General features: G+C 64.1%; 15 protein-coding genes. 8 read left to right on the top strand and 7 right to left on the bottom strand.

All coding sequences use genetic code 11. From position 1 onward, the window contains the following. Positions 1–235: 235 nt before the first annotated feature. Positions 236–604: a hypothetical protein gene (locus QY049_RS20270; protein ID WP_258764222.1), complete on the top strand. Its 369-nt coding sequence runs from the start codon at positions 236–238 to the stop codon at positions 602–604. A gap of 45 nt (positions 605–649) precedes the next feature. On the opposite strand, the gene QY049_RS20265 is transcribed toward QY049_RS20270, so the two are convergent. The 7 genes from QY049_RS20265 to QY049_RS20235 form a co-directional block, all read right to left on the bottom strand. Then, positions 650–1,378: an ABC transporter ATP-binding protein gene (locus tag QY049_RS20265; protein WP_258764223.1), complete on the bottom strand. Its 729-nt coding sequence runs from the start codon at positions 1,376–1,378 to the stop codon at positions 650–652. Further along, a complete protein-coding gene (locus tag QY049_RS20260) occupies positions 1,371–2,138 on the bottom strand; it encodes an ABC transporter ATP-binding protein (protein WP_194478426.1) in 768 nt (255 codons plus the stop codon). The genes QY049_RS20265 and QY049_RS20260 overlap by 8 nt, the downstream gene beginning before the upstream one ends. Beyond that, on the bottom strand, positions 2,131–3,075 hold the full coding sequence (locus QY049_RS20255) for a branched-chain amino acid ABC transporter permease (protein ID WP_258764224.1): 945 nt from the start codon (positions 3,073–3,075) through the stop codon (positions 2,131–2,133). The genes QY049_RS20260 and QY049_RS20255 overlap by 8 nt, the downstream gene beginning before the upstream one ends. Further along, positions 3,072–3,989 (bottom strand): branched-chain amino acid ABC transporter permease, encoded by a 918-nt coding sequence (locus tag QY049_RS20250; protein ID WP_258764225.1) that lies wholly within the window; start codon positions 3,987–3,989, stop codon positions 3,072–3,074. Before QY049_RS20250 ends, QY049_RS20255 begins: the two co-directional genes overlap by 4 nt. Before the next feature lie 307 nt (positions 3,990–4,296). Then, positions 4,297–4,515, bottom strand: coding sequence for a hypothetical protein (locus QY049_RS20245; RefSeq protein WP_301269863.1), 219 nt, complete (start codon positions 4,513–4,515; stop codon positions 4,297–4,299). Position 4,516: 1 nt separating this feature from the next. Beyond that, entirely contained in the window at positions 4,517–5,176 is a 660-nt protein-coding gene (locus tag QY049_RS20240) for an acyl-homoserine-lactone synthase (protein WP_194478430.1), read from the bottom strand. 85 nt (positions 5,177–5,261) lie between these two features. Beyond that, positions 5,262–5,990 (bottom strand): LuxR family transcriptional regulator, encoded by a 729-nt coding sequence (locus tag QY049_RS20235; RefSeq protein WP_258764227.1) that lies wholly within the window; start codon positions 5,988–5,990, stop codon positions 5,262–5,264. 167 nt (positions 5,991–6,157) lie between these two features. Between QY049_RS20235 and QY049_RS20230 the strand changes: the two genes are divergently transcribed. The 7 genes from QY049_RS20230 (at position 6,158) to QY049_RS20200 (ending at position 12,434) form a co-directional block, all read left to right on the top strand. Next, a complete protein-coding gene (locus QY049_RS20230; protein WP_128954487.1) occupies positions 6,158–6,334 on the top strand; it encodes a hypothetical protein in 177 nt (58 codons plus the stop codon). Between the two features lie 190 nt (positions 6,335–6,524). Continuing rightward, positions 6,525–7,463: a LysR family transcriptional regulator gene (locus QY049_RS20225; protein ID WP_258764228.1), complete on the top strand. Its 939-nt coding sequence runs from the start codon at positions 6,525–6,527 to the stop codon at positions 7,461–7,463. A gap of 132 nt (positions 7,464–7,595) precedes the next feature. Further along, complete coding sequence (locus tag QY049_RS20220) at positions 7,596–8,474, top strand: shikimate dehydrogenase (RefSeq protein ID WP_258764229.1); 879 nt, start codon at positions 7,596–7,598, stop codon at positions 8,472–8,474. A gap of 54 nt (positions 8,475–8,528) precedes the next feature. Continuing rightward, positions 8,529–9,659 carry an ABC transporter substrate-binding protein gene (locus QY049_RS20215; protein WP_194478434.1) on the top strand — a complete coding sequence of 377 codons (1,131 nt, stop codon included), beginning with the start codon at positions 8,529–8,531 and terminating at the stop codon, positions 9,657–9,659. A gap of 164 nt (positions 9,660–9,823) precedes the next feature. Further along, positions 9,824–10,699 carry a branched-chain amino acid ABC transporter permease gene (locus tag QY049_RS20210; protein WP_194478435.1) on the top strand — a complete coding sequence of 292 codons (876 nt, stop codon included), beginning with the start codon at positions 9,824–9,826 and terminating at the stop codon, positions 10,697–10,699. Then, positions 10,696–11,694 carry a branched-chain amino acid ABC transporter permease gene (locus QY049_RS20205; RefSeq protein WP_258764230.1) on the top strand — a complete coding sequence of 333 codons (999 nt, stop codon included), beginning with the start codon at positions 10,696–10,698 and terminating at the stop codon, positions 11,692–11,694. The genes QY049_RS20210 and QY049_RS20205 overlap by 4 nt, the downstream gene beginning before the upstream one ends. After that, positions 11,691–12,434: an ABC transporter ATP-binding protein gene (locus QY049_RS20200; protein ID WP_194478437.1), complete on the top strand. Its 744-nt coding sequence runs from the start codon at positions 11,691–11,693 to the stop codon at positions 12,432–12,434. Before QY049_RS20205 ends, QY049_RS20200 begins: the two co-directional genes overlap by 4 nt. The last annotated feature ends 10 nt before the right edge of the window (positions 12,435–12,444 follow it).

Here is a 12,444-nt window from a genome sequence, read left to right as displayed (position 1 = left end):
CGTTCCGACGACATCACTCCGCGCCCCGACGAAGTCGTTTTCCCGGCGCGGCGAAGATCGCCTGAAAAGCGCGAGGGCTACGCTTGCTTCCCATGATCAACAATGGAGTTCGATCATGTTGGGTCAATTGCTGAGCCTGATCTATCGCCTGTCCTGCCGGACCACCCTGGTCGAGATCGGCGTGCACCACCTCGCCCGCTGACGGCACGCAAATCAGGTCAGACGGGTTGACCAAATGAAGGGGGTTTCCGTGCGCAAGCTGATCCTCATCGCGACGATGTCCTTGCTGGCCAGCCAGGCCTATGCCGGCGGCTCGCGCAGCCTCAGCCTCGCAGCGACCAATGCGAGCCAGACGACCGAGCAGCCGGCAGCAGCCGCCGCGCCGCAGGCAGCACAGGCTCCGACGGCAACACCGCCGGCGAATCTCCAGACAGCGACCACCACGCCCGCTTCAACTCCGCCAGCCGCACCCGTGCAGACGGCGACAGCGCCGGCCGCAACGTCCGTTCAGCCGGTTGCGCGGACGGCCAAGCAAAAGCATCGCGAGCCGTCCACCGAGGCGCGCGTGATTCGCGAATTGCATCGGCACGGGATTTACTGGTGAGGGGTTAGAAAGTCTGGATTGCAGTGACGGAAAGAGAGCGCGGGCTCAAATCCCCAGATACCTGTGCTGCAGATCCGGCTCGGCCATCAGCTCATCCGACGTGCCACTCCATACCGTCTTGCCGCGCTCGATGATGAAGTGGCGGTCGCAGATGCGGGCGAGATGGTCGACGTTCTTGTCGACGACGAGGATCGATTGTCCTCGGCTCTTCAGCAGCGACAGGCAGTGCCAGATCTCCTCACGGATCAGCGGCGCGAGGCCCTCGGTCGCCTCATCCAGGATCAGGAGCTTCGGGTTGGTCATCAGCGCGCGGCCAATGGCGAGCATCTGCTGCTCGCCGCCGGAGAGCTGGTTACCCATGTTGCTGGCGCGCTCGGCAAGGCGCGGGAACAGCACGTAGATCGCGGCAAGCGTCCAGGGATTGGCGCTATCAAAACGATCGGCCGCAGCCGCGACGAGATTTTCGCGTACGGTGAGGTTCGGAAAAATCTGGCGCCCCTCGGGCACCAGCCCGACGCCGAGCTTGGCGATCCGGTACGACGGAAGCTGCCTGACCTCCGTGCCCTCGAAACGGATCGCGCCCGATCGCGCCGGCGTCAGGCCCATGATCGAGCGGATCGTGGTGGTCTTGCCCATGCCGTTGCGGCCCATCAGCGAGACCATCTCGCCCGGCTTGATCGACAAGGACAGGCCGAACAGCACCTGCGAAAGGCCGTAACAGGTCTCGATGCCGTCGACCTCAAGCAGGGTGTGAGCCATCGTTTCTTCAGCCATGGTGCGCCACCACATGCTGGTCGCCGAGATAAGCGCGCTTGACGTCCTCGTTGGCGCGGATCGCAGAGGGATCGCCGGAGGCGATGACGCGGCCGTAGACCAGCACCGAGATGCGGTCGGCGAGCGCGAACACCGCGGGCATGTCGTGCTCCACCAGCACGATCGAAACCTCTTTGCGCAGCTCCTGGAGCAGCTTCACCATGCCCTGGGATTCGGTGACGCCGAGACCGGCCATGGGCTCGTCGAGCAGCAACAATTTCGGCTTGCTGGCGAGTGCGACAGCAAGCTCGATCTGGCGTCGCTCGCCATGGCTAAGCTTCGACACCAGGACATCGGCGCGATGAGCCAGCCCGACGCGGTCGAGCGCGGCACTCGCGGCATCGCGCAGGCCCTTCTCCTTGCGCGCGTCGGCGAAGAAGCGGAACGAGGTGCCGGCATGCGCCTGCGCTGCGAGCGCGACATTGTCGGCGGCGGTGAAGTCGAGCAGCAGCGAGGTGATCTGGAACGAGCGCGCGAGCCCCAGCGCGCAGCGGCGATAGGCCGGCAGATAGGTGATGTCGCGACCATCAAGCGAGACGCTGCCGGAATGCGGTTCGAGATGGCCGGTGAGCTGGCTGATCAGCGTGGTCTTGCCGGCGCCGTTCGGGCCGATGATGGCGTGCAGCTCGCCGCTCGCGACGTCGAGCGAGACATTGTCCGTCGCGGTGATGCCGCCGAAGCGACGCACCAGCTTTTCGACGCGGAGCAGCGGTTCAGCCACGGCCAACCCTCCCCAGCAGGCCCATGATGCCGCCACGGCCGAACAGCACGATCAGCAGCAGCAGCGGGCCCATGATCAGCGCCCAATATTCGGTGATCTGCGACAGGAACTCTTCCAGCAGGAGATACACCACCGCACCCATGACCGGGCCGAACAGCGTGCCCATGCCGCCCAGGATCACCATCACCATGAGATCGCCGGAGCGGGTCCAGTACATCACGGCCGGGCTGACGAAATCCGTGTTGTTGGCGAGCAGCGCGCCGGCGAGGCCGCACATCATGCCCGAGATGACGAAGCAGACCAGCTTGTAGCGTTTTGCCGGGAAGCCGATCGCCTGCATGCGCTGCTCGTTGGAGCGCAGGCCCTGCACGACGAGGCCGAAGCGCGAATTGACGATGCGCCAGATCAGGAAGATCACGGCGAACAGGCAGGCCAGGCAAAGATAATAAAACTGCGTGCGATCCGACAGGTTGATCAGGCCGTGGAAATCGCTGCGCTTGTAGACGGTGAGGCCGTCGTCGCCGCCGTAACGTGCAAGGCCCGAGGCGACGTAGTAGGCCATCTGCGCGAAAGCGAGCGTGATCATGATGAAATAGACGCCGCGGGTGCGAAGCGACAGCGCACCGATCACCAGCGCGTAGACCGCCGACGCCGCGAGCGCGACTGGAAACTGGATGAAGCCGCTTCCGATACCTTCCTGCGCGAGCATGCCGACGGCATAGCCGCCGATGCCGAGATAGGCGGCGTGCCCGAAGCTCATCATGCCGCCAAAGCCCATGATGAGGTTGAGGCTGGCGGCGGCCATCGCAAGGATGACGATGCGGGTGAACAGCGTCAGGATGAAGATGTTGCCGGACAGATAAGAATAGAGCGGTAACAGCACGAGGCCTGCCAGCATCAGGGCCGTGACGGCCTTGCTCACGCTCAAACCCTTCATCGACGATTGGCCGGAAACAGCCCCTCCGGCCGCACCACCAGCACGATCGCCATCAAGAGGTAGATCAGCATGGAGGACAGCGCGGGCGCGGCGGTGGAGGCCGCAGCTCCGCTCAGCACCTGCCGCAGCAGATTGGGCAGGAAGGCGCGGCCGAGCGTGTCGATCATGCCGACGAAGATCGCGGCGAGGAACGCGCCGCGGATCGAGCCGATGCCGCCGATCACGATGATGACGAAGGCGAGAATCAGGATGTTCTCACCCATGCCGATCTGCACGGTGAGGATCGGCGCCTGCATCAAGCCGGCGAGGCCGGCGAGCGCAGCGCCGAGGCCGAACACCAGCGTGTAGAGCAGCTTGATGTTGATGCCGAGCGCGCCGATCATCTCGCGGTTGGAGGCGCCGGCGCGGATCAGCATGCCGATGCGGGTGCGCATCACGCCGAGATAGAGCAGCAGCGCCACCAGCAGCGCCACGATGATGATGGCGAGGCGGTACGCCGGATATTGAATTCCGGGCAGGATCGGCACCGGCACCGTGAGCCAGGGCGGCAGCGGCAGCGCAAGGCCCGCCGGTCCCCAGATCAGGCGCACGGCCTCGTTGAAGAACAGGATCAGGCCGAAGGTCGCGAGCACGTGGTCGAGATGGTCGCGTCCATAGAGATGCCGGAGCGCCGACATCTCCAGCACGATGCCGAGGATCAGCGTCGCACCGAGCGCCATCAGCGCACCGAGCAGGAAGCTGCCGGTCCACGCCGCGAAGGTCGCGGCGAAATAGGCGCCCATCATGTAGAGCGAACCATGCGCAAGGTTGACGAGATCCATGATCCCGAACACCAGGGTCAGGCCGGCGGCGAGCAGGAACAGCAGCAGGCCGAACTGCAATCCGTTCAGGAACTGTTCGACGACGAGCAGCATCAAGACTCTTTCAGGCGCATGCAGACGCGCGCCGATGTTCGAACACAGTCGCCATCAGTGAAAGAGCTCCCCCTGTGCCTCTACAAGGCGGAAAAATGGGTAATGGCAGTATCGTTCCGAGGCAAGAGCGATTCGACACCAAACATGCACTTTGTTGCATGCCGCTGCATGTGGTCAAAATCGGCCTTTCAAAACCGGCCGTGCAAGAAGGCTGCCGCGCAGGGGTGGGTCAGCCTGCCGCACCCAAAAGATCACCCTCCCCCAATGCTGGGAAGAGGGTGCGACAGGTGTCGGAGTGAAGGTACGTCTAATGCGACGTGACCCGACGGGGGAGATCGTCTTGCTCGTTGAGCTCGCTGTTGGCGGTCGAGGCCTCCAGCGCGGCCATCCGGAATATGTAGGCCAGCGTCGCCAGCCCGGCGTCTTCCGCCATCTGCGCCAGCTCGAGCGCCATGTCGGACATGTAGCCGAGATTCTCGTCCTTGGTTTGCGCCATGATTAGGCTGTCCCGCATCAGGTTCGACATCTCAGGCGCTCTTTCGTTGCGCGGCGGTGCGGCCGCAAAGGTTGGCACGGGCGATACAATCGAGACGCGGTCCGTCCTGATGGACGAGATTCTTCATCCCGATCCGGTCGCGCACGACGTTGAGCGATTCCTGGCGGATCTCGATCGTCGCGGCCATGGTCCAGGAATCCTCGACCAGCGCCGGCAATCCCAATGGCGTGACGACGAAGCCGATATCGTGGAAGCGCGGCAGCCACCATGTCTCCATCACGAGGCAGAGCCGGTCGATGCCCTGATCGAGGCAGAACTCCTGCGCCGCCGCCATCAATTGCAGATTGAACGCGCCGTCGCGCCGCTCGCGCGTCACGAAGAAGCGCGACCACTCCCATACCTGCGGATCGGCCGGACAACCGCGCACCGCCGCAAGGTGGGGAAACACCTCGCTCATCATCGTCGGCCTCGTGGTCGGATACAGCCGCGAGCCACCGAGCACGCGACGGTTCTCGAGGGCCAGCAGGTAGATCGCGTCCTCGTTGTCGTACGCATCGATCTCGCGGCTGTCGGGCTTGCGCAGCGCCTCCCATTTGCGCTCTTCGACGAAGATCTCGTGACGAACCCGGAAATGCTGGTCGAGGACGTCTTCGTAGAGGTGCCGGTTGACGGCAGAAATCACATGAATCATGAACTCCCCCATAGTTTGAAATGGGGGAAGACTCAGCGAAATCAGCCCAACCGACTATTGGGAAATTTCCCAGTAGGCGGCGATTTCAGGGATTGATGATTCTCTGGCGGATCGCGATCGCGACCGCATGCGTCCGGTTGACGGCGCCGAGCTTGCGCGCAGCGGTTGCAAGATGCTCTTCCGCCGTGCGCTGGGTGATGTTCAGGATCTCGCCGATCTCCCAGGCCGACTTGCCCTGCGACGCCCAGGTGATCACCTCGCGCTCGCGCGGAGTGAGGCGCGCCGACGGATGCTGCGACGGCGCAAGCAGACGCCTGATGTGGTCGAAGCCGTACATCGCGATCAAGTGCAAGGCGGGCTTGCTGCGGACATTGAGATCGAGATGAACGCCGCCGAGGGAGACGCCGGCTTCATAGCCGGTCAAACCGTGGATCGGAACGACGAAACCGCGCGACATGCGGAAATCGGCGGCACGCCGCATCACTTCCACTGCGCCCGGCTCCAGCTCTGCGTCGTAGGGCGCTTCCGACCATTCGAACGGATTGACCGTCTGACGGCACTTTCGGATCACGGGATCGACGCGGTCGTAGCTCTTCTCGGTGTAGAGGCTGAACCACTCTGCCGGCCATTTCTTGGCCAGCACCATCTGGGAAAAGCGCTGATCGGGATTCGGCAATCCGGTGACGATGATGTGCTCGAAGCCGTAGCGGCCGAAGGTGACGGCGAGCGCGTCCATGGCGTCAGGAACATTGCCATAGGCTCCCAGCCCTTCAATGAAGTCCAGCGCTTCGCGGCCATAATCCACGGCGGGCATCGGTGCGTTTCCTGACCCTCGAGGTTTCGTATAGCACGCCTTTGGCGGCTGCCTCAATTCACCGCGCCCGTAATTTCCCGGTGTGGCGCTGGGATCGAAGATTTAATCTACTTGTGGAGGAAGTCACGTCCAGTTACACCTAAGACGTCTGGAGCGGGAAAACCACGATGGAAGACGAGAACATCGCCCTCAACAGCGTGCTCGGCCTGGAATTGAACCGCGTGTTTTTCGCCGTCCGTGATACGGCAAACAAGCAGAAGATCATCGAGTTCGCGCGTGACGTACTGCAAAGCGAACGCGCGGAGCGCCCCGGCAGCGTGTCGCCGGAGGGACCGGCAAGCTAGAACGCGGTTGCAGCAAACGACGCCGACGCAACGCATCGCGCGACGCCGTCCTTCAATTCGAGCGCGCCGACTTCCAAGATGCCCGGATGGAGCGCAGCTCCCCCATCCACCGTCGAGCACTTGCCGCTAGCTGACATCACGGCTCTCGTGAGATGATCGCCACCACGATCGTCTTTCGGATGCCAAGACCATGATGACGCTGCGCCAGGTTGAAGTGATCCGTGCCGTGATGGTGACAGGCACCATTGGCGGCGCGGCGAAGTTGCTCAACGTCTCGGCGCCGGGGATCAGCCGCCTGGTCAAATACACCGAGCGTTCGCTCGGCATCCGCTTCTTCCAGCGCCAGAACGGCCGCTACTTTCCGACGCCGGAAGCCCAGAACATCTTCGAACAGATCAACGGAGTCTACAAGAAGGTCGACGACCTCTCCGAGATCATCTCCAAGATCGGCCGCGGAGGACTGTCCGAGCTGCGCATCGGTTCGGTCCCGAGCATCTCGCAGGTGATGGTGCCACGCGCGATCGAGCGCGTCCGCCGCCGCTATCCCGACCTCGGCATCGACATCAACATCCTCAAGCTGGAGGAAGCCATCGACTATCTCATGCTCGGCCGGGGCGAGTGCGTGGCGATGAGCTACCGCCTGGAGCATTCCGGGCTCGACTTCATGCCGCTCGCCTCGGGCGAGCTCTATTGCATCGTGCCGCCGGGCCACGAGCTGGCCGGCCGCAAGCAGGTCTCGGCCGCCGAGATCACCCGCTACCCGCTGATCGGCATCGACCCCAACGACCCCTACGGCCGGATCATGGCCGAGATCTTTGCGCGCAACCGGCTGGCGTACAACATCACCATCCGTGCACGGTTCGGCACCACGGTCTGCGCACTGGTGAAGGCGGGGCTTGGCATCGCCATCATCGACCAGTTCACGGTGGCCCATGGCGGCTATCCCGGGATCGAGCTGATCAAGATTACCGAGCCGACCCGGTTCGACACCTATATCGCGGTCAAGCGCGGCGCGCCGCTATCGCTGCATGTCGAGCATTTCATCGAGTCGCTGCGCGCCGAGATGCGCGCGGTCGAGCCCTCCCGCGGCAATGGCAAGGTCGCGTCGGCGCGCGGGCGAAAGAAATAACATAATGTTAGGTTTGTCGGATAAATGAGTAATTGTGTTAGGCTCGGGAATGACTATCGTCCCTCTTGGAATTGCGCGGATTTCCCCGCTAATGGCCTGATATCAACGCGCCCCGAAAGACGATAGTGGATCATGTCTAGCCGCGGACCTGCTGCCTCCAAAAAGCTCCTGACCGGCCTGATCGGCGCGCCGATCGCCCATTCCGCTTCGCCCGCCATGCATGAACGCGCCGCCGAGGCGCTCGGCCTGCGCGGCCATTACCAGCTGATCGAGGTCGCCGGCGCTGACGCGACCGCGCTCAGCATGATGCTCGAGGGCGTGCGGCGGCTCGGCTTTGCCGGCGTCAACGTGACCTTTCCCTACAAGGAAGCCGTGGTGCCGCTGCTCGACGAGCTCGCCACGACCGCAGCCACCATGGCCGCGGTCAACACCGTTGTCGTCAAGAACGGCCGGCTGATCGGCCATAATACCGACACCACCGGCTTTGCACGCGCCGTCAAGCCGCTGCTGGGGCCCTCCGCAAATGCTGTGGCCGTCATCGGCACCGGCGGCGTCGGCAAAGCGATCGCCTTTGCGCTGGCGAGCCTGAAGGTGGCCGACCTTCGCATCTTCGACAGCGAGCCGGCCCGGGCCGAGAAGCTCGCCTCGCTGCTGGCCACGCATGGCGGCGCACGGGTGGCCCGAAGCGTCGAGGACGCGCTCGACGGCGCGACCGGCCTCGTCAACGGCACGCCGGTGGGCATGCTGCCGAACCGGGACACGCCGGTGCCGCCGGCGCTGCTGCGCGCGGACCTGTGGGTAGCCGACGCCGTCTATTCGCCGCTGATCACGCCGCTGCTTGCCGCAGCGAAAGAGAAGGGTGCGCGGATCATGACCGGGCGCGAGCTCGCGATCTACCAGGCCGCCGACGCCTTCGAACTGTTCACCGGCCTTGCCCCTTCGACCGAAGTCATGGGAGAGGCTTTCGACGCCGTGATGGCCGCGCGCAGCGCCGCCTATCAGGCAGCTTGAGGCGAAGCGGCCGGACACAAGGCCGCTTGCAAAATTGAAAGGGAGGAGAGGACGATGAAATCAACGCTACTGGTGGGCGCGCTGCTCACCGCGATCACGACGACGGGCGCCTTCGCGCAGGCGATCAAGCTCGCCGACGTCGCCGAGCTTTCGGGTGGCGGCGCCACGGTCGGCACCAACTGGAAGAACGGCATCGATCTCGCGATCGAGGAGATCAACGCCAAGGGCGGCGTGCTCGGCCGCAAGCTCGAGGTCACCCACGCCGACTCGCAGTCCAACCCCGGCGTTGCCCGCGCACAGGTGCAGAAGGCACTCGATGCCGAGCCCTATGTGCTGCTCGGCCCCGGCTATTCCGGCTCGGTGAAGGTCACCGCCCCGCTCGCCGCCGAAGCCGGCATCACGCAGATCATGGGCGGCGAAGCCGCCGAGCTGACGCAGGCCGGCAACAAGTTCCTGTTCCGGACCTCGTTCGGCCAGCAGTCCTCGATGCCGAAGGTCGCAAAATACATTCACGACGACATGAAGGCGAAGTCGGTCGCGGTGGTCTGGGTCAACAACGACTTTGGCCGCGGTGGCCGCGACGTCGTCATCAAGGAGCTCGAGCGTCTTGGTTCGAAGGTGGTGGCAGATCTCTCGACAGAAGCCGGCCAGGCCGACTTCGCCGCCGACGTCGGCAAGATCAAGGCCGCCAATCCCGACGCCGTGTTCATCTACCTCAACGAGGAAGAGAGCGCGCGCATCCTGAAAGAGCTGAAGCGCCAGGGCGTCACCGCGCCGCTGATGGGCGAGACCACGCTGATCGGCCAGAAGGTGATCGAACTCGCCGGCGATGCCGCCAACGGCGCGCGCGGCCATGTCGGCCTCACCACCGACGCCCCGGTCGACCTGATCAAGGGTTTCCGCGACCGCTTCTCCAAGAAGTACAATTACGTTCCTGATCACAACGGCCTGAAGGGCTATCTGGCCGTCTACATGGTGAAGGCCACCACCGAGAAGATGGGCAAGGTCGACTCAAAGGCCTTCGCCGACACGCTGCACGGTTTGACCATCAAGGCCGCCGACGAGCCGGGCATCCTGATGGACGTCACCTTCGACCAGAATGGCGACATCGATCGCCAGAGCTTCCTGGTCGAGGTGGTCGACGGCAAACAGGTGGTGAAGCAGGTGCTGCCGAAGATGAAGTGATTTTCGCCTCCCTTCTCCCTCGCCCCGCTCTTGGCGGGGAGAGGGTCGGGGTGAGGAGTGCTTCTGCAAGGCCGGTGAGAGATGGGCTCGCGGACAGAGCCCCTCACCCGCCCTCTTCCGTAAGACTGGGAGAGGGAGACGAAAGAGCGACGCGAGAGGGGAAAATGTCCAATCTGTTCGATCTTCTGGTCGCTGGACTGGCCACCGGCGCGATCTACGCGCTGGTCGCGGTCGGCTTCACGCTGCTGTGGCAGACCTCGCAGACCATCAATTTCGCGCAAGGCGAGTTTGTGATGCTTCCGGCGTTCCTGATGCTGGCGGCAATGCATGTCGGCGCGCCGTTCTGGCTCGCGATCATCCTCGGTACCCTCTTGTCGATGATCCTGCTGGGCCTCGCCTTCAAGATGCTTCTGGTCGACCCGATGATGCGCCACGGCGTGCTGCCGCTGGCAATCGCGACCATGGCGCTCGCGATCGGGATCAAGGAAGCCGTAAAGCAATTCTTCAGCGCAGAGGCTTCGCCCTTCCCGTCGATCGTACCAACCAGCGACATCTCCGTGCTCGGCCACGCCGTCTCGCTGCAAAGCATCGGCGTGCTCGTCGTCGCGATCGTTGCCGTGTTCGGCCTGACCACGCTGCTGAACCGCACTTCGCTCGGCCACCAGATGCAGGCAGCGGCGCAGAACCCGACGGTCGCGCGCATCATCGGTGTGCCGGTCGAGCGCATGATCCTGCTGACCTTCCTGATCAACGCCTTCCTGGTCGCGCTGGCCTCGCTGCTGATCACGCCGATCTATCTGGCGAAATTCTCCTCCGGCGAAGTGCTCGGCCAGGCCGCCTTCATCGCGGCGATCGTCGGCGGCTTCAACCAGGTGCGCGGCGCGATCGCCGGCGGCCTGTTGATCGGCGTGCTCGACAACCTCGCGGCCGCCTACGTCTCGACGCAATACCGCGCCGCCGTGCCGATGATCTTCCTGATCGCCGTGATCCTGTTCCGGCCGCAAGGACTGCTCGGCCGCGCCGAGGAGCGCACGGTATGAGCGGCTTTGCCAAACCCCTGAAGATCGCGCTCGGCCTCATCGTCGTCGCCGGCCTGATCGTCATTCCCATCAACTTCAACCGCTACGGCCTGTTCATTCTCAGCCAGTGGGCGGTGATGACCATCGCGGCGATGGGCCTCAATCTCACGCTCGGCTATGCCGGCCAGGTCTCGCTGGCGCAGGGCGCCTTCGTCGGCATCGGCGCCTATGCTTCAGCGATCATGACCACTCACGGCTGGCCGCTGCCGGCCGCCATCGTGGCGGCGATCGTGCTCGCCTTCGCGGTCGGCTGGATCCTCGGCTATCCCGCGCTGCGCGTGCAGCACCACTACCTCGCCTTCGTCACCCTTGCCTTCTCCACGCTCGCCTTCCTCGTGTTCCGCAACGAGAGCTGGCTCACCGGTGGCATCTACGGCATCTCCAACATTCCGCGGCCGCATATTTTCGGCGTCGCGACCAACAAGCCCCTGCCGTTCTATTATGTCTGCCTCGGCTCACTCGCGATCGTCTCGGTTGCCGTGTGGTGGCTGATCCGTTCGCCTTGGGGCCGCGCCTTCATGGCGCTGCGCGAAAATCCGCTGCGCGCGCAATCGCTCGGCATCGACACCCGCCGCTATACGCTGATGGCGTTTGCAATCGGATCGGCGCTCGGCGGCGTCGCGGGCGCGCTCTATGCGCCGCTGACGCAATATATCGATCCCGTTCCCTTCAACCTGTCGCTCTCGCTCGATCTCCTGATGATGGTGATCGTCGGCGGCGCCGGCTTCTATTTCGGTCCCTTCCTGGGCGCGATGATTGCAGTGCTGCTGCCGGAATGGCTGCGCTTCACCGAAGGCTATTATCTGATGCTCTACGCCATCGCGGTCATGGGACTTCTGATCTGGTCGCCGACGGGCATCCTGGGCATCCTCGAACGCTATATGGCCGCGCGACGCACCAAGGCAGCCTCAGCGCTGCGTGCCGTCGCCAAGTCCCGCCTGGAGACGGCGCAATGAGTGCGGTGCTCGAAGTCACCAATATCAAGAAGAGCTTCGGCGGCATCACCGCGGTCGACGGCGTCTCCTTCGACGTGCGCGAGGGCGAGATCCTCGGCCTGATCGGCCCGAACGGCTGCGGCAAGTCGACCCTGTTCAACTGCATCCTCGGCCAGCTCACGCCATCGGGCGGGGAGGTCAAGCTCGACGGCAAGCTCGTCACGGGCCTCCGCCCCTCCGAGCTCAACAAGCTCGGCGTCAGCCGCACCTTCCAGCTCTTGCAAGTGTTCCCAAAACTCTCGGTACGGGAAAACCTGATCCTCGCGGGCCAGGAGCATCAGGGCAACATGGCCTCGCGCCTGGTCGGCCGCTCCGATGCCGGACTGACCGAGGCCGCCAACCAGATGATCGGCTTCTTCAAGCTCGACCATCTCGCGGCCGAACCTGCCGGCGGCCTCTCCTACGGCCAGCAGAAGTTGCTCGACGCCGCCATGGCGTTCATGGGCGGGCCGCGTCTCGTGCTGCTCGACGAGCCCGCCGGCGGGGTCAACCCGACGATGCTGGCGGACCTGAAGGAGCGGCTGGTCGCGATCAACCGCGAGAAGAACGCCACCTTCGTCGTGATCGAGCACAACATGGAGTTCGTGATGTCGCTGTGCTCGCGTGTGATGGTGATGGCGGAAGGCAAGGTTCTGGCCATGGGACGGCCGGACGAAGTGCGCAAGAACCCTGCCGTGATCGAAGCCTATCTCGGACATTAGGGAAAGCGAC

This window comes from Bradyrhizobium sp. WYCCWR 13022, assembly GCF_030435535.1.
Lineage (GTDB): Bacteria > Pseudomonadota > Alphaproteobacteria > Rhizobiales > Xanthobacteraceae > Bradyrhizobium.
Note: the sequence above shows the minus strand (reverse complement) of the source record. Positions and strands in the feature narration are given on the sequence as shown.